Source organism: Intestinibacter sp., from assembly GCF_034113885.1.
In the GTDB taxonomy this organism is placed as follows: domain Bacteria; phylum Bacillota; class Clostridia; order Peptostreptococcales; family Peptostreptococcaceae; genus Intestinibacter.
The window spans coordinates 1-23,476 of record NZ_JAXEWM010000113.1; the positions used below are offsets into that span (position 1 = coordinate 1).

Here is a 23,476-nt window from a genome sequence, read left to right on the forward strand (position 1 = left end):
TATATAGGAGGAGTTGACGAGGCTGGGAGAGGACCCCTAGCAGGACCTGTTGTGGCAAGTGTAGTAGTGTTTGAGAAGGATACTAAAATACCTTATGTAAACGACTCTAAGAAGCTATCTGAAGCCAAAAGAGAGGAATTATTCGATATAATAAAAGAAAAAGCGCTAGACTACGGTATAGGTATAGTAGATAACGATGAAATAGACGAGTATAATATTTTAAATGCGACATACATGGCCATGAAAAAGGCGATAAATTCATTAAATAAAAAGCCTGATTATCTGCTTTTAGATGCAGTTACTATTCCTGATTTAGATATAAAGCAATTTCCAATAATAAAGGGAGATGCAAAGTCAATTTCGATTGCAGCTGCAAGTATACTAGCAAAAGTAACTAGGGATAGACTTATGTACAAGTACGATGAAATATATCCACAATATGGATTTAAACACCACAAAGGCTATGGAACAAAGGAGCATTACGAGGCTATCGAAAATTTTGGAATAACTCCAATTCATAGGAAAAGTTTCCTAAAAAATGTGCTATAATTATGATGATATGAAAACTAAACGTTAAAAGTATTCATGGAAAATTCAAAACGATTATTTTAGGGGGATAAAGAAATGGATTACAAGGAAGTTCTAAAAAATGCAAAAGAAAATTTAAATGGAAGTTGTAGAGTATGTAAAACATGTAACGGTGTAGTATGTTCTGGAGAAGTACCTGGAATGGGTGGAAAAGGAACAGGATCAGCTTTCACTGAAAACATAAAAAGCTTAGATAAAATTAAAATAAACATGAGAGTACTACACGATGTAAAAAATCCTGACACATCAGTAGAAATGTTCGGCAAAAAAATGAAGGCTCCTATATTTGCAGCTCCAGTATCTGGAACAACTTTAAATATGGGTGGAAAATACTCAGAAAAAGAATACATATCATGGGTAATAGAAGGATGCTTAAAAGCTGGAATATATCCAATGGTAGGAGATACAGCAATAGAAACTTTCTTAACAGATAATCTAGAAGTATTAAAAGAAAAAAATGCAGATGGTATAGCATTTATAAAACCATGGGAAAACGACGCAATAATTTCAAAAATGAAATTAGCTGAAGATGCAGGTGTATTTGCTTTAGGTGTAGATGTAGATGCTTGCGGATTAGTTACATTATCATTACATGGAAAAAATGTAGAACCTAAAACTTTAGATAAAATAAAAGAATTAAAACAAGCTACAAAGCTACCTTTCATATTAAAAGGACTTATGACTGTTGATGAAGCAATATTAGCTGCAGAAGCTGGTGTAGATGCAATAGTTGTATCTAACCACGGTGGTAGAGTTTTAGACTGTACTCCAGGGGCAGCAGACGTATTACCTCAAATAGCTAAAGCAGTAAAAGGTAAAACTATAATACTTGCAGACGGTGGAGTTAGAACAGGCGTAGACGTATTAAAATTAATAGCTCTAGGAGCTGATGGTGTTTTAATAGGTAGACCATTTGTAACTGCTTCATTCGGTGGAGGTACTGAAGGTGTAGAAATTTATGTTAATAAGATAATATCTGAGCTTGAAGCTACTATGAGACTTACTGGATGTGCTACAATAGCTGATATAGATGAAAGAGTATTATTTAATTATTAATTTTATGAATTAAACAATTATTAGAGTTAAAGAAAGAGGCTTAAATCGAGCCTCTTTTTTAAAATTTAATTTTTAGCAAATTCCTTTTATATAATATATTTCGTTTTAATTTTCAAATGGATTTTCGACAACACTTATCTTGTCATCTGCCTTTATTTGGTCAGCTGTATTAGTATAAGATTGTTTTAAATAGCTTGAATCTATATATGATGTTTTGCTTAAAATATCGTCTGCAATAGGTATTATCTCATATACGTATTTTGAGCCATCACTATACTTAGCAACCCATGTAGGTATACAAGTGACTTTTTTGACTGCAGCTTCTTTTTCGTCGCTTTTTTTCTCGATATCTATGTTGACCATAAGACCATCTTCAGTGTACATACTCAAGTATTGTCTTCTTTGATTTGAAATGTAATTTCCAAGAGAGTATATCACTAGAGTTTCGTGATTTCCATCGCTTGATTTTATCATTTCAACAGGCTGAACTACATGAGGATGAGAGCCTATTATAATATCTACACCTGCATCACAAAGCTTTTGTGCAAGCTCTGTCTGGAAGGTGCTAGGAGTTCTGCTGTATTCGTCACCCCAGTGGAGAATTACTATTTGCATATCTGTGTCGTCTTTGTATTTTTTGACAGTAGAGTAGATTGTATTGAAGGCTTCATCTGAATCTGTAGCGTTAAATACATTCATCAAGTCATTTTTATCACTTGATACTTTTATGCCGTTTAAATATTTAGTTCCGTTTTTTATTTCGCCATAAGAATAAGATGTAATACCTAGTTTTATGTTGTTTACATTTTCTATTATGTATTCATCGTCTGATTTATTTTCTCTAGTACCTACAGTATCAAATCCCTTTTCCTTTAGAGTAGCTAATGTACGTTCAACTCCAAGGCTAGACATATCAAAGCTGTGGTTGTTAATAGTAGATAGTAAATCAAAACCAGTGTTTTTTAAGGCGTCTGCAATTGCATCTGGTGTGTTAAAGGTTGGATAAGAGCTGTATGCGTATACATCGTCTTTACAAAGAGTCGTTTCTAAATTTGCTATTGCCAAGTCTGATTTTTCTATGTATTTTTTTACGTATTTGTAGTTGTTGTCAAAAGAATATTCCTTAGTAGAGGCGTTGTACTGTGCTTTAAGCTGAGGCATATGAGCCATGACATCACCGCATGCAGTTAGTGAAGCTTTGTATGTTTCAACTTTTGTATTTATTTTAGTTATGTTATCAACTACGGATGAATTATTTGGTTTATTTAATATTTTACTCCCTGCAATTATTACAACTAATATAAGTGCAGATAAACAGCCTAAAAATATTTTTCCCCTTTTATTTAGCTTTGTCTTTTTATTATTTCTTTTTTTACTCATGATTTACCCCCCATTAGAAACGTATTCATTATTTATAATATATTTAATTGTAAAAAATTTCAATTAAAATCTAAAAAAGTGTATATATTGTAACTTTTATGACTAAAATAAAAAAGTCTACATTTGGAACATTAAATTTTGAAAATAGCAGGTGTCGTGTATGAATAACTACGAAGTATTTAAATCTTTAGATAACGTAAAGAAAGGCAAAATAGGTGAAAAAATAGCTCGAAAATATCTCGTTTCAATAGGTATGAATATAATTTGTACCAATTACAGGACTAAATTTGGAGAGGTAGATATAATTGCAAGGTTTGAAAATAAAATAGTATTTGTAGAAGTAAAATCCAGGACATCTAAAAATTACGGGTTAGCCTGTGAGGCTGTGGATTTGAAAAAAATCAAAAAGATAACTGCTGTAGCAAAGTACTACATTTTGGAGAACAATTTAAGAAATTGCGAAATGAGGTTTGATGTTGTAGAGGTTTATTTCGATGAAGAGAGGATAAACCATATAGAAAATGCATTTTAGGAAAGGGATAATATGTTAAGTATAGTAAATTCATGTAATCTATCAGGGATAAATGGCTTTATAGTCAATGTCGAGGTCGATATTACTAGAGGGATGCCTTGTTTTAATATAGTTGGGTTAGCTAGTATGGAGATAAAAGAGGCAAAAGAGAGAGTAAAATCGGCAATTATAAATAGCGAATATGATTTTCCGACTAAGAGAATAGTTGTAAACTTATCTCCAGCAGATATAAAGAAGGAGGGTTCTCTACTAGATTTGCCGATATCTATTGGACTAGTTATGAACTACATAACAAGAGGTGCAGATTATTTTAGAGAAACTGTATTTGTAGGAGAGCTTTCATTAGACGGAACTTTAAAGAAAATAAGAGGCGTTCTGCCAATAGTTTTGAGCGCAAAGGAAAAGGGATATAAGAGGATATTTATACCTTATGAGAATTTGCTAGAAAGCTCGTATGTAGATGGAATAGAAGTAGTTCCTGTAAAAAATCTAAGACAGTGTATAGGGTACATAAATGGAAAAATAGATTTAAATTTAAATGATTTATTTTCTAATATAAATAAAAATACAGAAGAAGAGGAGTACGAAGAGGACTTTTCTGATGTAAAGGGCAATTACTTTGTAAAAAGAGGATTGGAAATTGCAGCTGCAGGAAATCACAACACGCTTTTAATAGGTCCTCCTGGCACAGGTAAAACTATGATGGCGAGAAGGGTTAGGACTATACTGCCTGATTTAGATAAGGAGGAAATGATCGAGATAAGTAAGATTTACAGTATAGCTGGACTTATCGATAATAATATAGGCATAGTCAATAAAAGGCCATTTAGGTCGCCGCATCATAGCGCTACGACAATTTCTTTAATTGGAGGTGGGGTCAAGTCTACCCCAGGAGAAATTGTTTTAGCTCATAGGGGTACTTTATTCTTAGATGAGTTACAGGAGTTTAGAGATTTGGAAATATTGAGACAACCTATGGAGGATGGCTATATAAACATATCTAGGCTTAAAGGATATATAAAATACCCTTGTAAATCGTTGATAATTGCCGCGATGAATCCTTGTCCATGTGGTTATTTTATGTCGGATATTCCGTGTAAATGTTCTGCATATGAAATGATAAGATATAAAAATAAAATTTCAGGACCGATTTTAGATAGATTTGATTTATTTTTGCCAGTTGATTCAGTTGAACACGGTGAATTTAGCGATGATAACTTTAATGAATCCTCTGCTAGTATAAAAAAGAGAGTTGAAAATGCAAAGGATATGCAAAAAAATAGATTTAAAGATAGCGATATAAAGAGCAACAATGAAATAAAATCATCTCAAATAAATAAATACTGTAAATTAGATAAAGAAAGTAATCTAATTGCTAAAAAAATATTCGATAAATACAAATTGAGCAATAGAAGCTACACTAAATTACTTAAAACTGCTAGAACTATAGCAGATTTAGAATCGAGTGAAAATATAAATAAAAACCATATATTAGAGGCTTTTTCATATAGAAAGGGTTATTACAAATATTTTAAATGAGGTGAAAATTATGGAAAAAAAGGACATGTACTTGCTTTTAAGTTCTATATATAGAATAAATAACCTAGAAGTGGATATATTAAAAGAAGAATTTGGAACACTGGAAAATTTAATGCAGGTAGATAAGAGGAAAATTCTTCAAAATAAAAAATTAGATTCAAAATTATTAAGAAATATAGTAAAATATAGAAGCTATTCACGAATTGATAAAATTAAAGAAATTTTATATAATAACAAAATACAATGTGTTTGTATTGAGGATGAAAATTATCCAGAACAATTAAAGCATATTACGTTACCTCCGCCTATATTATTTTATAAAGGAGATATTTCTTTTTTAAAAATGGAACAGACATTAGCTGTGGTGGGTTCGAGAACTCCTACACAATACGGATTATATTGTGTTAGAAAATTAACAGAGGAATTGTCGTCTGTAGGTGTAAATATTGTAAGTGGACTCGCTTTGGGAATTGATTCTGAAGCACATATGGCGTGTATAAAAGGCAAAAATGGAAAAACTGCTGCGATATTGGGAGGACCTATAGATGAGATAAGACCAGCTACAAATATACCTGTAGCCGAAAAAATTTTAGAAAATGGTGGAGCCGTAATATCGGAGTTTTTTATTAGTTCTAAAATATATCCTTCAAATTTTGTTCAGAGAAATAGAATTATAAGCGGGCTGTGTAAAGGGACTTTAGTTGTAGAAGCTGCGGATGGTAGTGGTGCTTTAACTACTGCAGAGTATGCAATACAACAAAATAGAGATGTTTTAGCAATACCAGGACCTATAAATTCTCCAAAGAGCAAAGGATGCAATTATCTTTTATCTGAAGGTGCAAAAATAGCAAGAAATTTTGAAGATATTATGCAGGAGTGTGAATTTTCTTCTTTAAATAATTCTAAAGATAGTATAGAATATGATATTAAGGGTTTAAATTGTGAGCAAATTGCAATTTTAGATTTAATGAAAAGAAAAGGTAATATAAAAATAGATGATATTTGTAATTATACTGATATTGATATAAAGACAATAAATTCAAATATAAATGAACTATTGATAAACGATTATATTATTGAAATGGAAAATAAAACTTATGGATTTAACGTTTAACCGAAAAATAAGTTAACCGAGAAAGTAAGTGGGGGTGTAATAAAATATGGCGAAAGCATTAGTAATTGTCGAATCGCCAGCTAAGGCTAAAACAATAGAAAAGTTTTTAGGAAAAAGTCATTATACAGTAAAGGCTTCTGTAGGACATGTAAGAGATTTACCTAAAAGTCAATTAGGCGTTGATATAGAAAATAACTTTGAACCAAAATATATAAATATTAGGGGAAAAGGAGATGTAATCAAGGAACTAAAGAAAGAAGCCAAAAAAGCTAAGAGGGTTTATCTAGCGACCGACCCCGATAGAGAAGGGGAGGCAATTTCTTGGCATCTATCTTATATTTTAAATATAGATGAAAAAGAAGAATGTAGAATAGAGTTTCACGAAATAACAAAGGATGCAATTAAAAAAGCTATAAAAAATCCAAGAAGTATAAATCTAGATTTAGTAGATGCTCAACAGGCGAGAAGAGTTTTAGATAGGCTTTTAGGATATCAAATAAGTCCTATTTTATGGCAAAAGGTCAGAAAGGGCTTAAGTGCAGGTAGAGTTCAATCTGTGACTACTAAGTTAGTTTGTGAGAGGGAAGATGAAATTAATTCTTTTATACCTAAGGAATACTGGACAATAGATTTAATTGTAAAAAATAAAGACGGTGAAGAATTTGTTTTAAAATTTTATGGAGAAGACGGCAAAAAAATAGAATTAGAAAACGAAGATCAAGTAAAAGAAATATTAGAAATAGTAAAAAATAACGATTTAATAGTAAATAAAATAGAATCTAAAAGTCGTAGAAAATCAGCTCCAAAGCCGTTTACTACAAGTGTACTTCAACAGGATGCTGCAAATAAACTGAATTTTACAACTAAAAAGACTATGATGGTAGCTCAAGAGCTTTATGAAGGTATCGACATAAAAGGGGAAGGAACTGTAGGTCTTATATCTTATATAAGAACAGATTCTAAGAGAATATCAGAAGAAGCAAAGGAAAAGGCTAAGAATTATATAGTAGAATCAATAGGAGAAAATTATTATAAAAACCAAACAAAAGAAAATAAATCTAAAAAAGAAGATAAAAAAGTACAAGATGCTCACGAAGCCATCAGACCAACTTCTGTGGAGCGAACTCCAGATAGTATAAAGGATTCTTTGAGTAGAGATCAATATAAGCTTTACAATTTGATTTGGAGAAGATTTGTGGCAAGTCAAATGGAGGATTCTGTGTTTGATGTTTTAAATGTCGAATGTAAAATTTCTAATTTAGTGTTTAAGGCAACTGGCTCTAAACTTAAATTTGATGGATATACAAAAATATACAACTTTACAGAAAGGGAAGATAAAATACTTCCAGGTTTGAGCGAAGGTGAAAATTTAACTATACAAAAAGAAGAACCGGCTCAACATTTTACATCTCCTCCACCTAGATATACAGAGGCGAGCTTAGTAAAGACTTTAGAAGAGCTTGGAATAGGAAGACCAAGTACATATGCGCCTACTATAACTACTATACTAAATAGAGGATATGTTGAAAAAGACGGAACTAGTTTACTTCCGACTGAGCTGGGGATAATAGTTACAAAAATACTAGATGAAAATTTCCAAAAATTTATGGATGTAGATTTTACTGCCGATATGGAATCTCAATTAGACGAAATCGAAGAGGGAAATGCAGAATGGAAAAAAGTAGTCGAAGAGTTTTATTCACCATTGAAGGAAGCTATTAGAATCGCTATGGAAAAAATAGAAAAAGTAAATATGGATGAAGAAACTGATGAAATATGTGAAGTTTGTGGCGCTAATATGGTGATAAAATACGGTCGATTTGGCAAATTTATGGCCTGCAAAAATTATCCAGAATGCAAAAATACTAGACCTATTGTAAATAAAATTGGTGTAAAATGCCCAAAATGCAAAGATGGAGATGTGATAATGAGAAAAAGTAAAAAGAACAAGGTATTTTACGGATGCTCAAATTATCCAGAATGTGATTTTGTAGCATGGAATAAACCAGTTGAAGAAGTTTGTGAGCAATGTGGTTCTTATATGTATGAAAAATATTCAAAATCAGGCAAGAAAATAGTTTGCTCAAATAAAGAATGTAAAAACGAAAAGATTGTCGAAGATGAGTAAAAATTACAATTAAAAATAATATTATTGAAATGCGTGAAAATTTAAAATATTAAATTATATTTGTTGAATTGCATAAAAAAATATGTTAATATTACATTGTGAGACTGTTAATTATATGACATAGTTAGATTAGAGTTATAAATTTATATGATATTGACTTAAATTAAGGAGAGGATAATATGGCAAGTGAAGTGCTACAAAAAACTAGAAGAATAAATAAAACTTTACAAACTAGTGGTGGAACTAAAGTATCTTTTGATAGATTATCGGAAACATTAGGAGAGGTTTTAGACGCTAATGTCTATGTTTTAAACACAAAGGGTAAAGTATTAGGCCTATATCTTACAGACATACAAGATAGTTCTGTTATAGAGGACGAAGAGACAAAACAAAAGAAATTTTCAAAGGAATACAATGATAGCTTACTTAAAGTGTCAGAAACAGTAGACAATTTAACAGGAGAAAAGTTAGTAAAATTATTCCCAGATGAATACAATAGAAGTGAAAAATACTTGACAATAGTTCCAATACTTGGAAGTGGTCAAAGATTAGGATCATTAGTATTATCAAGATACCACAAGACTTTTAACGATGATGATTTAGTTATATCAGAATATAGTGCTACTGTAATAGGTATGGAAATACTAAAATCTCAAAGTGAAGAATTAGAAATTGAAATGCGTAAAAAAGCTGTAGTTCAAATGGCAATAGGAACTCTTTCTTATTCTGAGCTTGAAGCAGTTGAGCATATATTTAATGAATTAAATGGCAAGGAAGGTTTATTAGTAGCTAGTAAAATAGCTGATAGAGTTGGAATAACAAGATCAGTGATCGTAAATGCCTTGAGAAAATTTGAAAGTGCCGGTGTTATTGAATCTAGATCTTTAGGCATGAAGGGAACTCATATAAAGATACTTAATGACAAATTAATACCAGAGCTTAAAAAAGTAAGAAATAATTATTAATCTATAAAATTTATGAAAAAATCCTTCTTAATTAAAGAAGGATTTTTTCATATTATATTCCAAATAAGGAGAAAAAACATGCAACCTTTAGCAGATAAACTAAGACCAGAGACTATAGACGATATGGTGGGGCAATCACATATAATTGGCAAGGGGAAGATAATAAACAAACTAATAGAAAATAAAACTATTCCAAATATGATTTTATACGGTCCTCCTGGAACAGGAAAGACAACTTTGGCGAATATAATAGCTAATGTAACCGGGAAAAAGTACATAAAGTTAAATGCAGTCAATTGTGGAGTCAAGGAAATAAAAGAGGCGATAGACAACAGTAAGAGAGATTTGTTTTCATATAATGGAATAATATTGATGCTCGACGAAATACAAGCATTAAATAAAAAGCAGCAACAATCCCTACTTGAAGTAATAGAAGATGGCTCTGTAACCTTGATAGCTAGTACAGCAGATAATCCTTATTTTGTAGTGTATAAGGCTATTTTAAGTAGAAGCACTGTATTTGAATTCAAGTCTATAACAAAGGAGGATATTTATAAAGGACTTAAAAGAGCCGTAGATAAATTAAATAATCTGTATACATATGATAGTATAAATGTCGAAGAGGAAGCCTTAAAATATATAGCAAATACATGTAATGGAGATATGAGAAGTGCTTTAAATAAGCTAGAGCTTGTATTCAACATAGGAATAGATATTGGAAGCAATTCAGTTAATATAACATTGGAGAACACAATAAACTGCTCTAGTGTAAAAATAATGAACTACGACAACAAAGGCGACGACAGCTATTCTATATTATCTGCTTTTCATAAATCCCTTAGAGGGTCTGACGAAAATGCAGCAATCCACTATCTAGCTCGACTTATAAAAACACAGGATATGCAATCTATAATCAGAAGGCTTTTATGTGTGGCTAGTGAGGATGTAGGACTTGCAGTTCCACAAGCTGTGACTATAACAAATGCCTGTGTTGAATCAGCTCTTAAACTGGGGTTTCCAGAGGCTAGACTTCCATTAGCTCAAGCGACTATATATTTAGCTAGATGTCCTAAGTCAAATTCAGTTATAACGGCTATTGATAAGGCATTATACGATTTAGATAATACAGAGACAGGAGAAATACCAGATCATCTAAAAGATGCACATTATGCTGGAGCAAAAAAATTAGGTAGAGGTCTAGAATATAAATACCCTCACGATTATCCAAATAATTATATAGACCAACAATATCTTCCAGATACACTAAAGGATAAGAAGTACTACGAACCTGGAAATAATAAAAATGAACTGTCCTTTGAGCAATATTGGAAAAAATTAAAAAATGAATTTTAGTAGAAAAATCCTCTATCAGATTGAAGTAGAGGATTTTTCTTTGTTGATTATAAAATTGCTAATATTTATAATATTGATAGAAAAGCTTTATTTTAAAGTCGAATTAAAAAGGAGTAGAGGTAATTTGGGGGATTTAAATGATTAAAAGAATAGATAGAAAGTATGAAAAAAAAGTCATAGAATATTTAAATTTAGAAAAGGAAATAAATACATTTAGCTTACAGGAATTAAAAAATTACGGATTTGAAAATATATTTTATAAAATATATTGCGATATAGATGAAGATGGAAATATAAATGGAATCCTCTTCAGATGCTTTGAATATTTAACCTTTTATTCTTACGGAGATTTTGATGTAGATGGATTTTGTGAATTGATTTCAGATATGGAGTTCAATGAGATAAGTGGTAAATCTAGCTGTGTAGATTTAATTGCAAATAAACTAGGTCTGCTCAAATATAGAAGAGTTCATTTATGTAGATTATTATCTATAGATAAATACGAAGAAGAGATTGATGATAATTTTAAATTAAAAAAAATAAATATATTTAATATTAAAAAGGTCGTAAAGCTATACGAAGAAATCGATGAATTTCAAAATACAACGATAGAAAATGTAAGGTTAAATTTAAGAAGTGGAAGGGGCTATTGTATTGAACACAAAAAGAAAATAATTTCTATGGCAAAATCGACAGCTGAAAACCAAAACACGGCTATGATTATAGGTGTTGGAACTCATCATGATTACAGAAATAGAGGCCTTGCTACTAAATGTATGATGAAGCTTTGTAGTGAGCTTTTAGATAAAAATATAATTCCTTGCTTGTTTTATGATAATGAAGAGGCGGGAAAAATTTATAAAAAATTAGGATTTGAAACAATAGATAACTGGAGTATATACTATAAAGAATAAAATAAAATCTCAAGAAACATAGTATTTTCAATGGATTTAGAAAAAAACTTTTAATTCTGACTAAAATAGTCCAAATTAATGTTGACAAAATTACTAGGGTATAATACAATAATATCATAAAGATAAATCCTACCAAAAAAGTAGGAATAAAAAGGGTGATAAAATGAAATTATCAACAAAAGGTAGATACGGGCTCAAGGCTATGTTTGAATTATCACTCAACCATAGTAAAGGACCTGTATCGATAAAAAGTATTGCCAGTAAACAAAATATACCTGAGCAGTATTTAGAGCAGATTTTTTCAAAATTAAAAAAAGCTAATCTAATAAAAAGTGTAAGGGGTGCCCAAGGTGGGTATTTATTATCTAGGAGGGCAAGTGATATAACAGTATACGACATATTAGTTGTGCTTGAAGGACCTATATCGATTTCTGATTGCTTATCAGATGAAGGGGTATGTGAAAATTCAAATAGCTGTGTTACAAAGCTAGTATGGGCTAAGATGAGAGATGCTATGGAAAATGTCATGAAATCTATTACACTTTGTGATATGGTAAACGATTATTATGAAAATAATAATATAAATAGATTAGAAAATGATATTTATTGCTTGATGAATAATGAAATAAAGAAATAGGGAGATGACTATTATGGAAAAAAGAAGATTATATATGGATTATTCAGCAACTACACCAGTTAAAAAAGAAGTTTTAGAGGCTATGATGCCTTACTATACAACATATTTTGGTAACGCTTCAAGCTTCCATCAATTTGGTAGAGAAGCAAAAGAAGGACTAGACAAAGCCAGAGCTCAAGTTGCAGCTTTAATAAATGCTGAACCAAGGGAAGTATTTTTCACTAATGGTGGTACTGAAAGTGACAACTGGGCTTTAGAAGGAACTGCTTTTGCGAGAAAAGACAAAGGAAATCATATAATAACTACTAAAATAGAACATCATGCTATACTTCACACTTGCGAATACTTACAAAAGGTTCATGGATTTGAAGTTACTTACTTAGATGTAGATGCAGAAGGTAAAGTAGATTTAGATCAATTAAAGAGAGTTATAAGCGATAATACAATACTTGTAAGTGTAATGTACGCTAACAACGAAGTGGGAACTATACAACCTATAAAAGAGATAACTAAAATAGCTCATCAATACGGAGCTTTAATGCATACAGATGCAGTTCAAGCAAGTGGTAATATACCAGTAGATGTAAAAGATTTGGATGTGGATTTAATGAGTATGTCTGGACATAAAATATATGGACCTAAAGGAATAGGTGCTTTATTTGTTAAGAAAGGTGTAAAAATTCACAACTTTATACATGGTGGAGCTCAAGAGAAAAAGAAAAGAGCTGGTACAGAAAATATACCTGCAATAGTAGGATATGGAAAAGCTGCAGAACTTGCTAAAGCTAATATGGATCACCACGTAAAAGAACTTACAAGACTTAGAGAAAAATTATTAAATGGAATAGTTGAAACTATACCACATGTAAAAATAAACGGTCATAGAACTGATAGATTACCAGGGAATGCAAATATATCATTTGAATTTATAGAAGGTGAAGGAATATTATTACTTCTTGATCAATTAGGAATAGGAGCATCAAGTGGTTCAGCTTGTACATCAGGATCATTAGACCCATCACACGTACTTATGGCTTTAGGATTACCACATGAATTAGCTCATGGTTCTTTAAGACTTACAGTTGGAGATTTCACAACTGAAGATGATATAGATTATATACTAGAAAATTTACCAAAAGTAATAGCTAGACTTAGAGAATTATCTCCATTATATCAAACTTATTTAAAAGAGCATCCAGAAGAAAAATAATTTGAAAATCGACTTATAATAATATAAGCTTTAATATAGATAGAGAATATAAAATTAATTTAGGAGGAACAAGATTATGCAATATAGTGATAAAGTAATGGAACATTTCTTACATCCAAGAAATGTTGGTGAAATAGAAAATGCAAGTGGTGTAGGTGAAGTAGGAAACGCTAAATGTGGAGATATAATGAAAATCTATTTAGACGTTGAAGACGAAATAATAAAAGACGTTAAATTCCAAACATTTGGATGCGGTTCTGCAATAGCTAGTTCATCAATGGCTACAGAGCTTATAAAAGGTAAAAGCATACATGAAGCTTTAGCATTAACAAACAAAGCTGTAGCAGAAGCTTTAGATGGACTTCCACCAGTAAAAATGCACTGTTCAGTTTTAGCAGAACAAGCTATAAAGGCTGCTCTTGTAGATTATGCTAAGAAAAATAACGTAAGTATACCAGAATTAGATGATTTCGTTCCAGACGAAGATCACGATCACGGTGTAGAAGAAGACGATGAATAATAATTATTAAATTAAATAAAGGAAAAATCTTTGGGGCCTTCTCAAAGATTTTTTCATTTTCGATATATTTTTTGTTTAATACTTTTAAATTTATCTCAAAATAGATATAATATAAAAACGAGGTGATAAAGTAGAATGAAGAAAAAGGTAATGATAGGTATGAGCGGCGGAGTAGACAGCTCTGTTGCAGCTTATTTATTAAAAAAACAAGGATACGATGTAGTTGGAGTAACTATGAAATTGTGGCAAGACGATGAGGAGTACGACTTAATAGAAAATGAAGGTGGATGCTGTTCTTTAGAAGCCGTAGAAGATGCGAGAAGTGTTGCCCAAAAGTTAGACATACCATTTTACGTGTTGAACTTTAAAGAAGTATTTAAAGAGAAGGTAATAGATTATTTTATAGATGAATATATAAATGGGAGAACGCCAAACCCATGTATAGCCTGCAATAAGCATATAAAATTTGACGATTTATATAGAAGGGCTAAACAAATAGGATGCGACTATGTAGCTACAGGTCACTATGCTAGAATTGAAAAGGATGAAGAAACTGGTAGATATCTTCTTACAAAATCAGTTACAGATAAAAAGGACCAAACTTACGCTCTATACAATATGACGCAAGATCAGCTAGAGCATACATTGCTTCCTATAGGTGATTACGAAAAAGAAAAAGTAAGAGAAATGGCTAAAGAATTAGGACTTATAGTACACAATAAGCCAGACAGCCAAGAAATATGCTTCGTAAAAGATAACGACTATGCAAATTATGTAAAAAGACATTCAAATAAAAGAATAAAAGAAGGAAATTTTGTAGATACTAATGGTAAGGTGCTTGGAAGACATAAAGGTATCGTAAACTACACTATAGGACAACGTAAGGGCTTAGGTATAGCATTTGGTAAGCCTATGTTCGTAATAGACATAAATGCCAAGAATAATACTGTAGTATTAGGAGATAACGAGGATTTATTCAAACACAACCTAATCGCAAAGGATGTAAACTTTATATCAGTAGAGGATATAACAGAGCCTATTAGAGTAAAGGCTAAGGTAAGATACTCTGCAAGACCAGCAGATGCTACAGTTTACAAGGTCGCAGAGGACAAGATAAAAATTGTATTTGACGAAGCACAAAGAGCCATAACAAAAGGACAGTCTGTAGTTATGTATGACGGAGATAAAGTAGTCGGAGGAGGCATAATAGAAAGTAGCTTTTAGATAAAAATTCGACTTGATAATCTTTGAATAGAGCTTTTAAAATAAAATATTTGTTGACAAAATACAATTTATAATTTAAATTAATATTAGTAATTAATATTTAAAATACAGCGAAGAGGAATAGTAAAATATTCGATGGCTTTACAGAGAGAGGACATTGGTGAGAGTCTTTAAGTACAGGATATTTGAAGCAGCCTTGGAGTAGCAATCAGGAGTTTAGTATGGATTGTCGGTAGTTACGTTATAGCTAAGGTTTTCCGAAGATGCCATTTTTATGGTAACTAGGGTGGTACCGCGAATACACCTCGCCCCTATAATTTATTTATAGGTGCGAGGTTTTTTAATTTTATAACAATCAAATTGTAATATATTGAAAATTTAGGAGGTAATAAATTATGAAAAAAATGGGTTGTAATGAAATAAGAAAAGCTTTCTCAGATTTCTTTGAATCTAAGGAACATTATATAGGTAAAAGTTCTTCTTTAATACCTAAAAACGATAAAAGTTTACTTTTAATAAACTCAGGGATGGCTCCACTTAAAAATTACTTTTCAGGAGTTGAGGTTCCACCAAAAAACAGAATGAGTACAGTTCAAAAATGTATAAGAACTGGAGATATAGAAAATGTAGGTAAAACTGCTAGACATGGTACTTTCTTTGAAATGATGGGTAACTTCTCATTTGGAGATTATTTTAAAGAAGATGCTATAAAATGGGCTTGGGAATTTGTAACTGAACATCTACATATACCAGAAGAAAAAATATGGGTTACAGTTTATTTAGATGATGATGAAGCTCGTGATTTATGGTTAAAACACACAAGTATACCAGCAGAAAGAATAGTAAGATTAGGTAAAGATGATAACTTCTGGGAAATAGGTCTAGGACCATGTGGACCTTGTTCAGAAATGTACTACGATAGAGGTGAAGAATACGGCTGCGGAAGTCCTGACTGTAAACCAGGATGCGACTGCGATAGATACTTAGAATTCTGGAATCTAGTATTCACTCAATTTGACAGACAAGAAGACGGTAGTTATCCTGCTCTTGAACATAAAAACATAGATACTGGTATGGGTCTTGAAAGAATGGGATGCATAATGCAAGATGTAGACAATATATTCGAAGTAGATACTATAAGAGCTATAATAGACGAAATAGAAAAAATTTCAGGCGTTAAATATGGTGAAGACCACAATAAAGACGTATCAATAAGAATAATAACTGACCATATAAGAGCAACAAGCTTTATGATAGCTGACGGTATACTTCCATCAAATGAAGGTCGTGGATATGTTCTTAGAAGATTATTAAGAAGAGCTGCTCGTCATGGTAAATTATTAGGAATAAAAGAAGACTATCTATATAATTTATTCGATGTAGTTAAACAAGTTAGTGGAGAAGCTTATCCAGAGCTTGTTGAAAAAGAAGGATATATCAAAAAGGTTATAAAAATAGAAGAAGAAAAATTCAACGAAACAATAGACCAAGGTAGTGAAATATTAAATTCTTATATAGAAGAATTAAAAGCAAGTGGCCAAAAGACATTAGCTGGTGAAAAAGTATTTAAATTATACGATACTTATGGATTCCCAATGGACTTAACTCAAGAAATACTAGAAGAAGTTGGATTTGATTTAGATGAAGATGGATTTAACGAAGAAATGGACAAACAAAGAGAAAGAGCTAGAAGTGCTAGAGGTAATATGGAAGGTGAAAGCTGGAAGGAAGATCCACTTTCTACTTTAGACTCTTCTGTAGCATCTACATTTGAAGGATACGATCATCTTACAACTGTAGGTAAAGTAACTGCTATAGTTAAAGACGATCAAATAGTAGATACTATAAAAGAAGGAGACGAAGCAGTAGTAGTGCTTGACAAAACTACTTTCTATGCAGAAGGTGGAGGTCAAGTTGGTGATCACGGTATATTAGAAAATGAAAATGCAGTATTTGAAGTTATAAATACTAAAAAAGGTGCAAATAATACAATAAAACACATAGGTATTGTGAAAAAAGGTAGCATAAATACTAAAGATGATTTAAAATCATTAGTAAATAGAGAATTAAGAATGGCATCTGCTAGAAACCATTCAGCTACTCACTTACTACACAAGGCTTTAAAAGAAACTTTAGGAGAACACGTTAACCAAGCAGGTTCATTAGTAACTCCAGATAGACTTAGATTCGATATAACTCACTTTGAACCAATATCAAAGGACGAACTAGAAATAGTAGAAAGAAAAGTAAACGACGTTATTTTACAATCTCTTGATATAAACTGTGAAGTTATGGGTATAAATGAAGCTAAGGATAAAGGCGCTATGGCTTTATTCGGTGAAAAATACGGCGACGAAGTAAGAGTTGTATCTATGGGAGATTATTCAATAGAACTTTGTGGAGGTACTCACTTAACAAATACTTCACAAGTAGGATTATTCAAAATACTATCTGAAGGTGGAGTAGCAGCTGGAGTAAGAAGAATAGAAGCTATTACAGGAAGAAGTGTATATGAATACTTAAATTCAAGAGATGAATTAATAGAAGAAGCTTGTACAGCTCTAAAAACAAAAGAAGATAATTTAGTAAATAGAGCACATGCTTTAGTAGAAGAAAATAAATCTCTAGCAAAAGAATTACACGATGTAAAAGCTAAAATGAGCTTACAATCAGCTGATAAGTTTATGGACTCTAAAGTAGAAGTAAATGGAATTAACTTAGTAACTGCAAAATTCGAAGGAATGGATATGAACTCATTAAAGGAAATGGCAGATAATCTAAGAGATAAATTACAAAGTGGTGTAGTAGCAATCTCTAATGTAAGTGATTCTAAAGTAAACTTCGTAGTTACAGCAACTAAAGACGTAATAGAAAAAGGAATCCACAGTGGAAACATAGTAAAAGAAATCGCTAAAATCGCAGGTGGAAAAGGTGGCGGAAGACCTAACATGGCTCAAGCTGGAGCACCTGACGCTACAAAGATAGATGAAGCTCTAAGCTATGCTAGTGAGGTTATCAAAAGCCAAGTAAAATAATACTTTGAAAAATTACCAAAGGCTCTAATTTTTAGAGCTTTTGGGATTTTAATTTAATAGGGGGCTTTAAGATGGATAAAAATTTAGATTATACGATGAAATTTGAAGGAATATCAGAAGGTAAATTAACTATAAGAGAAACTCTTGAGTATGTATATGAGGCTTTAGATGAAAAGAAGCGCTATGATCCAATTGATCAAATTATAGGATATATACTTTCTGGGGATTCGAGTTATATAACAAGCAATAGAAATGCGAGAACTATAATCAAAAAATACGAAAGAGATGAATTGTTAAAAGAATTATTAAAAAGCTATTTATCTAAATAATTGGAGTTCTTGCTTTTTGAATTAAAAATAGAAAGAGGTAGCTTAATGAAAAAAAGATTAATATCCTTTTTATTATCACTAATAGTATGTTTAAGCTTTTCTATGTCTAGTATATATGCAGATACAGCTGAAAATTCAAATGGAAAGGTTATATATATAAGTTTAAATAGGACTAGCTTAGAAAATTTACTTGAGATACCTACAATCAAGCAAAAGACAGAAAATAGTGGTTATGTCGCTCTTATGACGACTAAAGGCGATGGTGGTTCAAATACAGACCAAAAATCTTTTGCCAGTATAGGTGCGGGCGTTAGAGCTAATGTTTTAGATGAGGATTATAATAAATTCGAAAATTTAAACGAAGACGAAAAAGTACAATTCGAATCTGTGACAGGAGTTAAGCCGCTTGAAATCAATAACTTAAAAATAAATAGAAATATAAATCAAAATATCGATTATGGAAGTTATGGAGCGACTTTAGGTATGCTTGGTTCTACATTACAGGAAAATAATCTAAAGGTTGCTTTGCTTGGAAATAGTGATATAGAAAAAAGTGGAGAAATCAAAAAGATAAGAAATTTAGCATTAGCCTGTATGGATCAATACGGTAGAGTCGAGTCAGGCAACGTAGATGATATAAATATAGAAGATAATACTATGCCGTATGCGATTTCAACTGATTACGAGAAATTAAAATCAGAGACAAAAAAATACTATGAAAGTAGCGATGCTATTTTTGTAGAGCTTGGAGATACATATAGACTAGATCAATATAGAAAATCTCTCAACGAAAATACTTATGAATCAATGAAAAATAGAATTTATCAGAGGATAGATGGATATCTAAAAGAAGTATTCGATATGGTAGGAGAAAATGATACTGTCTATATAGTAAGTGAATTTGAAAGTGATTTAGATTATTTAAATAAGAGAAGATTATCTCCTATTATAAAATTCCAAAAGGAAGGATACGGACTCTTAGAATCTTCAACAACAAGAGAAGATGGAATAGTAAGTAATATTGATATAGGTGTAGATATTTTAAATCAATTTGGATTAAAAAATGAATTGATGATAGGTAAATCATTTAACAGCGTTCAAGATGAAGATAATATAGAAAAGCTTTTAGATGAATATCAAAGGGTAGTTGCTGTAAATAGTATAAGAGCTACAGTTGTAAATACGTTCGTAGGTATAGTATCTGCATCTTGGGTTATAGCTATGCTAGCTTTATTATTTAAAGAAAAAATACCTAAAAAACAAAAGGGATTTGGCAGAGAACAAATATTTAAAGTTTTAAAAGAGCTTATAAAATTAGGTCTTATAATGCCGTTGGCGTTTTTATCAGCTCCTGTATTGCAATTTAAAACTCAAACAGGATTAGTAGTTGGAGTACTAATTATGACAATTATTTATTATTTAATAGGACGTAAATTATTTAAGCACGATGATTTAAAACAGATGGGATTCTATGCATTGCTTACAATAGGTCTTATAATAATCGATTGTGTATTAGGTACACCTCTTATGAAGGGTTGTATAATGAGCTATGATGCTATAAATGGAGCTAGATACTACGGTGTAGGTAATGAATACGAAGGTGTAACTATTGCAAGTGCCGTATTTGCATTGGCTATTTTATTAAACTACAAAAAAATACCAAAATGGCTTGCAGTTATATTGGCAATAGTTATTTTAGTAACTAGTGCGATGCCTTCTATGGGGGCAAATGTCGGCGGTGCTATATCAGAGTGTGTAGCTTATCTATTATTTATACTGTTGATATTCGACGTTAAATTGGACTTTAAGAAGATTGTTTTAATAGGAGTAGCTGCAGCATTATTAGTTGTAGCATTTGCAGGATTAGATTTTATTATGGGAAGTGAATCACATTTATCAGTATTTACAAACCAAATAATACAAGAGGGTCCAGCTGCTATATTTAATACATTTGGAAGAAAAATACAAATGAACTTAAAATTAGCTAGATCTAGTGTATGGGTAAATATACTTATTGTAAGTGTAATTATAGTTGGAGTACTTATATTTAAGCCATCTGGATACTTCAAGAGAATCCACGACAAATATCCTATAATATTTAAAGCCTTTATGGCTTCTTTTGTAGGATGTATAGTTACATTATTGGTAAATGATTCAGGTATAGTGGCAGCTTCGACGGCGGCTATTTATATACTAATTCCTATTATAATAATAAGCATCAACATGATAATTTTTGATGAGGATGAAATTTAATAATGAAAATTAGTCAGGATATCCTGGCTAATTTTTTTAAAAGTACAATATAAAATACATGAATAATTAAGTTACGAAGGAGTAAAATATGTTAGATGGAAGAATAATGGGTCTAGATATAGGTGATAAGACTATAGGAGTTGCTGTGAGCGATATAATGGGAATTACAGCACAAGGTATAAAGACTATAAGAAGGGAATCTAAGAAAAAGGATATAGAAGAGTTAAAAAATATAATCAAAGAAAAACAAGTCAACAAAATTGTATCAGGGCTTCCTAAAAATATGAATGGAACTCTAGGTCCACAAGGTGAAAAGGTCATAAAATTTTGCGATTTAATAAAAGAAGAAACTGGTTTAGAAATAGAATTTTGGGATGAAAGATTGACTACAGTTGCAGCAGAGAGATCTCTACTTGAAGGAGATGTAAGCAGAAAAAAAAGAAAAAAAGTGATAGATATGCTGGCAGCAGTGCTTATATTACAGGGATATTTAGATAGTAAGTCAAAATTTTAAATTAAGTGTGTAAAAATTTCTGTTTATGATATATAATTATATATCATAATAACAAGATAGAATAATAAAAATATTTATCGTAAAAAAGGAGAAAAACATGGAAGAAAATATAATAACTTTAATAGACGAAGATGGTCAAGAGGCTGAATTTGAGATAGTATTATCTTTAGAAGCCGAAGGTAAGGAATATGCTATATTACTACCTTTAGATGATGAAACTTGTGACGAAGCTTTAATATTTAGAATTGATTCAGATGAACAAGGAGATATATTAGTTCCTCTAGAAGATGAAGAAGAATACCAAATAGTTGTAGATGTTTACAACACTTTAATGGATGAACAAGGATTAAACGACGACGAATTTTAATAAATTTTAAATCGATTGAAAAAAGGGGTTTTTACCTCTTTTTTTTGTGGAAAATAAATTATTTAAAAAAGAGTTGACTTTTTTAATTTAGAGTACTATTATTTAATTAAGTAATTACTTAACTAGATAAGGAGGTAGTTATGGAAGACCTAGTAAAGGTTTTTAAAGCTTTAAGCGATGAGACTAGATTAAAAATATTATTAATTATCTCAAAGAGAACAATTTGCCAAAAAGGTATTTCTAAACACTTGGGTATTTCAGATTCGGCTGTATCACAGCATATAAAGGTTTTGAAAGAAGCCAATATTGTTACAGGAATAAAAGAAGGCTATTCAGTTATATATGTAATCAATGAAGAAGCTTTTAACAAAGCTAGATTATTTTTAAAAATGATAAACAAAATAGACGATGACACGTTTATAAAAAAAGAAAATCTAGAACAGATAAGATTAAATAGCTGTGCAAATTGTAAGCTACATAAAAAATGTTGTAAAAATAGGGGGATTTAAAGATGAAAGTTTGTATACCAGTTGTAGAAAATAAGGGAATGGATAGTTTACCATATGGACATTTTGGATCAGCTCCAGAATTTGTTGTATGTGATTTAGAAAATGGAACAGTTGAATCAATAAACAACGGAGATTTAGGACATGAACATGGAAAATGTCAACCATTAAAAGCTTTATCAGGAGTTAAAGTAGATGCAGTTATAGTAGGTGGTATAGGTGCAGGTGCTATAATGAAATTAAACGATATGGGAACAAAAGTTTACAAAGGTGTAAATGATACTATAGAAGTTAACTTAAAATTATTAAAAGAAGGAAAATTAGCTGAATTCTCTATGGCTAATGCTTGCCAACATCACCATGGCAACGGGGGTTGCGGACACGACCACGGTCATGAAATAAATCTTTAATATATTGAAAAGTCAACGATTGTTACAATGTTAAATTTTGAAATAGAGTAAATTAATGTAAAAAGTCACTTGGAATTTTGAAAGTGGCTTTTTATATATGAACTTTTTAAAATGAAAAAATTATCAATTAAGAAATTTATTAAACAAAAAAAGCATCTAAAAAAGTCATTTGTATGCTCTGTAAGAAAACGGTATATTGACAAAATAAGAAAAATGATTTAAAATAATTACAATAGATTATCAGTTGAAAATAGGTGAGTTTATGAAAGAGTCGATAGAAAACATAAAAAGTAAGCTTAAAGAGACTGGCTTTAAAATAACACCACAGAGAAGAGCTATATTAGAGATTTTATTAGAAAATGATGATAAGCATTTAAGTAGCGAAGAAATATACGATATGGTAAGAGTTTCTTGCCCTGAAATAGGCTTAGCTACAGTTTATAGAACAATACAACTTTTAAATGATGTGGGGTTACTTTCTAAATTAAATTTAGATGATGGATGTATTAGATACGAACTTCGCTTTAATAAAGAGGAAAAGCATAATCATCACCATTTAATATGTGAAAAATGTGGTAAGATTATAGAGACGAAAGAAGATTTATTAGACGGAATAGAAACGTTGATTCAAAAAGAATATAAATTTAATGTATCAGACCATGATATTAAGTTTTACGGAATATGTGAAGATTGCCAAAAAGTATAAGTCCTGAGATAGGACTTATATTTTAGTTTAAAACAAAAAGCTTAGTTTTAAAATCAATTTGGGCTTTTTAATATTGAGTAATAAATAGACTGATATAAAATTTGTCATAATAATAAGATAAATGTATTACGATTATGTCTTAAAATATATTAGAAATTATGGTACAATAAAATCAGCTGGTAAAAGTGTACGTGAT

22 protein-coding genes and 1 other annotated feature are annotated in these 23,476 nt (G+C 30.9%); of the genes, 21 read left to right on the forward strand and 1 reads right to left on the reverse strand.

The features are described from left to right. Together SPD90_RS06730 and SPD90_RS06735 are read left to right on the forward strand one after the other, a co-directional pair. Positions 1-549: ribonuclease HII (locus SPD90_RS06730; RefSeq protein WP_320924725.1), on the forward strand; the 549-nt coding region annotated here is incomplete at its 5' end. A 75-nt stretch (positions 550-624) separates the two neighbouring features. Then, the gene (locus SPD90_RS06735; protein WP_320626370.1) at positions 625-1,644 is read left to right on the forward strand and encodes an alpha-hydroxy-acid oxidizing protein; all 1,020 of its coding nucleotides are present in this window, start codon (positions 625-627) and stop codon (positions 1,642-1,644) included. 105 nt (positions 1,645-1,749) lie between these two features. Here SPD90_RS06735 and SPD90_RS06740 read toward each other — a convergent pair whose 3' ends face one another. After that, positions 1,750-3,024 (reverse strand): CapA family protein, encoded by a 1,275-nt coding sequence (locus SPD90_RS06740; RefSeq protein ID WP_320626371.1) that lies wholly within the window; start codon positions 3,022-3,024, stop codon positions 1,750-1,752. Positions 3,025-3,184: 160 nt separating this feature from the next. On the opposite strand from SPD90_RS06740, the gene SPD90_RS06745 reads away from it, so the two are divergent. From SPD90_RS06745 to SPD90_RS06835, 19 genes are all read left to right on the forward strand, one after another. Beyond that, positions 3,185-3,556, forward strand: a complete 372-nt coding sequence (locus SPD90_RS06745; protein ID WP_320924726.1) for a YraN family protein — start codon at positions 3,185-3,187, stop codon at positions 3,554-3,556. A gap of 12 nt (positions 3,557-3,568) precedes the next feature. Continuing rightward, a complete protein-coding gene (locus tag SPD90_RS06750; protein ID WP_320924727.1) occupies positions 3,569-5,095 on the forward strand; it encodes a YifB family Mg chelatase-like AAA ATPase in 1,527 nt (508 codons plus the stop codon). 10 nt (positions 5,096-5,105) lie between these two features. Beyond that, on the forward strand, positions 5,106-6,209 hold the full coding sequence (gene dprA, locus SPD90_RS06755; protein WP_320924728.1) for a DNA-processing protein DprA: 1,104 nt from the start codon (positions 5,106-5,108) through the stop codon (positions 6,207-6,209). A gap of 46 nt (positions 6,210-6,255) precedes the next feature. Further along, entirely contained in the window at positions 6,256-8,337 is a 2,082-nt protein-coding gene (gene topA / locus SPD90_RS06760; protein ID WP_320626375.1) for a type I DNA topoisomerase, read from the forward strand. Positions 8,338-8,516: 179 nt separating this feature from the next. Further along, a complete protein-coding gene (gene codY / locus SPD90_RS06765; RefSeq protein WP_320626376.1) occupies positions 8,517-9,302 on the forward strand; it encodes a GTP-sensing pleiotropic transcriptional regulator CodY in 786 nt (261 codons plus the stop codon). A gap of 78 nt (positions 9,303-9,380) precedes the next feature. Continuing rightward, the gene (locus SPD90_RS06770; protein ID WP_320626377.1) at positions 9,381-10,655 is read left to right on the forward strand and encodes a replication-associated recombination protein A; all 1,275 of its coding nucleotides are present in this window, start codon (positions 9,381-9,383) and stop codon (positions 10,653-10,655) included. Between the two features lie 137 nt (positions 10,656-10,792). Next, the gene (locus SPD90_RS06775; RefSeq protein ID WP_320626378.1) at positions 10,793-11,569 is read left to right on the forward strand and encodes a GNAT family N-acetyltransferase; all 777 of its coding nucleotides are present in this window, start codon (positions 10,793-10,795) and stop codon (positions 11,567-11,569) included. Between the two features lie 163 nt (positions 11,570-11,732). Continuing rightward, on the forward strand, positions 11,733-12,206 hold the full coding sequence (locus tag SPD90_RS06780) for an RrF2 family transcriptional regulator (protein WP_320626379.1): 474 nt from the start codon (positions 11,733-11,735) through the stop codon (positions 12,204-12,206). A 13-nt stretch (positions 12,207-12,219) separates the two neighbouring features. Beyond that, positions 12,220-13,416 carry a cysteine desulfurase NifS gene (nifS, locus tag SPD90_RS06785; RefSeq protein ID WP_320924729.1) on the forward strand — a complete coding sequence of 399 codons (1,197 nt, stop codon included), beginning with the start codon at positions 12,220-12,222 and terminating at the stop codon, positions 13,414-13,416. Positions 13,417-13,492: 76 nt separating this feature from the next. Continuing rightward, entirely contained in the window at positions 13,493-13,936 is a 444-nt protein-coding gene (gene nifU / locus SPD90_RS06790; protein ID WP_320626381.1) for a Fe-S cluster assembly scaffold protein NifU, read from the forward strand. A 135-nt stretch (positions 13,937-14,071) separates the two neighbouring features. Beyond that, positions 14,072-15,160 carry a tRNA 2-thiouridine(34) synthase MnmA gene (mnmA, locus tag SPD90_RS06795; protein ID WP_320924730.1) on the forward strand — a complete coding sequence of 363 codons (1,089 nt, stop codon included), beginning with the start codon at positions 14,072-14,074 and terminating at the stop codon, positions 15,158-15,160. Between the two features lie 101 nt (positions 15,161-15,261). Then, positions 15,262-15,476 (forward strand) — a binding site (T-box leader). Positions 15,477-15,555: 79 nt separating this feature from the next. Beyond that, a complete protein-coding gene (gene alaS, locus SPD90_RS06800) occupies positions 15,556-18,195 on the forward strand; it encodes an alanine--tRNA ligase (protein ID WP_320924731.1) in 2,640 nt (879 codons plus the stop codon). Between the two features lie 71 nt (positions 18,196-18,266). Beyond that, entirely contained in the window at positions 18,267-18,524 is a 258-nt protein-coding gene (locus tag SPD90_RS06805; RefSeq protein ID WP_320624632.1) for an IreB family regulatory phosphoprotein, read from the forward strand. A gap of 45 nt (positions 18,525-18,569) precedes the next feature. Beyond that, positions 18,570-20,777 carry a hypothetical protein gene (locus SPD90_RS06810; protein WP_320924732.1) on the forward strand — a complete coding sequence of 736 codons (2,208 nt, stop codon included), beginning with the start codon at positions 18,570-18,572 and terminating at the stop codon, positions 20,775-20,777. 88 nt (positions 20,778-20,865) lie between these two features. Then, positions 20,866-21,291 carry a Holliday junction resolvase RuvX gene (ruvX, locus tag SPD90_RS06815; protein WP_290693381.1) on the forward strand — a complete coding sequence of 142 codons (426 nt, stop codon included), beginning with the start codon at positions 20,866-20,868 and terminating at the stop codon, positions 21,289-21,291. 97 nt (positions 21,292-21,388) lie between these two features. Beyond that, on the forward strand, positions 21,389-21,658 hold the full coding sequence (locus SPD90_RS06820; protein WP_320624634.1) for a DUF1292 domain-containing protein: 270 nt from the start codon (positions 21,389-21,391) through the stop codon (positions 21,656-21,658). Positions 21,659-21,798: 140 nt separating this feature from the next. Further along, positions 21,799-22,167, forward strand: coding sequence for an ArsR/SmtB family transcription factor (locus tag SPD90_RS06825; RefSeq protein ID WP_320624635.1), 369 nt, complete (start codon positions 21,799-21,801; stop codon positions 22,165-22,167). Between the two features lie 2 nt (positions 22,168-22,169). Beyond that, positions 22,170-22,574, forward strand: a complete 405-nt coding sequence (locus SPD90_RS06830) for a NifB/NifX family molybdenum-iron cluster-binding protein (protein WP_320624636.1) — start codon at positions 22,170-22,172, stop codon at positions 22,572-22,574. A gap of 262 nt (positions 22,575-22,836) precedes the next feature. Beyond that, the gene (locus SPD90_RS06835) at positions 22,837-23,280 is read left to right on the forward strand and encodes a Fur family transcriptional regulator (RefSeq protein WP_320624637.1); all 444 of its coding nucleotides are present in this window, start codon (positions 22,837-22,839) and stop codon (positions 23,278-23,280) included. Positions 23,281-23,476: the final 196 nt, after the last annotated feature.

What these genes read in the sequence shown, in the direction of transcription:
- dprA (WP_320924728.1), top strand. Translation starts at nt 5,106, where the DNA reads ATGGAAAAAAAGGACATGTACTTGCTTTTAAGTTCTATATATAGAATA.
- nifU (WP_320626381.1), top strand. Translation starts at nt 13,493, where the DNA reads ATGCAATATAGTGATAAAGTAATGGAACATTTCTTACATCCAAGAAAT.
- SPD90_RS06770 (WP_320626377.1), top strand. Translation starts at nt 9,381, where the DNA reads ATGCAACCTTTAGCAGATAAACTAAGACCAGAGACTATAGACGATATG.
- topA (WP_320626375.1), top strand. Translation starts at nt 6,256, where the DNA reads ATGGCGAAAGCATTAGTAATTGTCGAATCGCCAGCTAAGGCTAAAACA.
- mnmA (WP_320924730.1), top strand. Translation starts at nt 14,072, where the DNA reads ATGAAGAAAAAGGTAATGATAGGTATGAGCGGCGGAGTAGACAGCTCT.
- SPD90_RS06825 (WP_320624635.1), top strand. Translation starts at nt 21,799, where the DNA reads ATGGAAGACCTAGTAAAGGTTTTTAAAGCTTTAAGCGATGAGACTAGA.
- SPD90_RS06830 (WP_320624636.1), top strand. Translation starts at nt 22,170, where the DNA reads ATGAAAGTTTGTATACCAGTTGTAGAAAATAAGGGAATGGATAGTTTA.
- SPD90_RS06835 (WP_320624637.1), top strand. Translation starts at nt 22,837, where the DNA reads ATGAAAGAGTCGATAGAAAACATAAAAAGTAAGCTTAAAGAGACTGGC.
- SPD90_RS06820 (WP_320624634.1), top strand. Translation starts at nt 21,389, where the DNA reads ATGGAAGAAAATATAATAACTTTAATAGACGAAGATGGTCAAGAGGCT.
- nifS (WP_320924729.1), top strand. Translation starts at nt 12,220, where the DNA reads ATGGAAAAAAGAAGATTATATATGGATTATTCAGCAACTACACCAGTT.
- ruvX (WP_290693381.1), top strand. Translation starts at nt 20,866, where the DNA reads ATGTTAGATGGAAGAATAATGGGTCTAGATATAGGTGATAAGACTATA.
- SPD90_RS06775 (WP_320626378.1), top strand. Translation starts at nt 10,793, where the DNA reads ATGATTAAAAGAATAGATAGAAAGTATGAAAAAAAAGTCATAGAATAT.
- SPD90_RS06735 (WP_320626370.1), top strand. Translation starts at nt 625, where the DNA reads ATGGATTACAAGGAAGTTCTAAAAAATGCAAAAGAAAATTTAAATGGA.
- SPD90_RS06805 (WP_320624632.1), top strand. Translation starts at nt 18,267, where the DNA reads ATGGATAAAAATTTAGATTATACGATGAAATTTGAAGGAATATCAGAA.
- alaS (WP_320924731.1), top strand. Translation starts at nt 15,556, where the DNA reads ATGAAAAAAATGGGTTGTAATGAAATAAGAAAAGCTTTCTCAGATTTC.
- SPD90_RS06780 (WP_320626379.1), top strand. Translation starts at nt 11,733, where the DNA reads ATGAAATTATCAACAAAAGGTAGATACGGGCTCAAGGCTATGTTTGAA.
- SPD90_RS06745 (WP_320924726.1), top strand. Translation starts at nt 3,185, where the DNA reads ATGAATAACTACGAAGTATTTAAATCTTTAGATAACGTAAAGAAAGGC.
- codY (WP_320626376.1), top strand. Translation starts at nt 8,517, where the DNA reads ATGGCAAGTGAAGTGCTACAAAAAACTAGAAGAATAAATAAAACTTTA.
- SPD90_RS06810 (WP_320924732.1), top strand. Translation starts at nt 18,570, where the DNA reads ATGAAAAAAAGATTAATATCCTTTTTATTATCACTAATAGTATGTTTA.
- SPD90_RS06750 (WP_320924727.1), top strand. Translation starts at nt 3,569, where the DNA reads ATGTTAAGTATAGTAAATTCATGTAATCTATCAGGGATAAATGGCTTT.
- SPD90_RS06740 (WP_320626371.1), bottom strand. Translation starts at nt 3,024, where the DNA reads ATGAGTAAAAAAAGAAATAATAAAAAGACAAAGCTAAATAAAAGGGGA.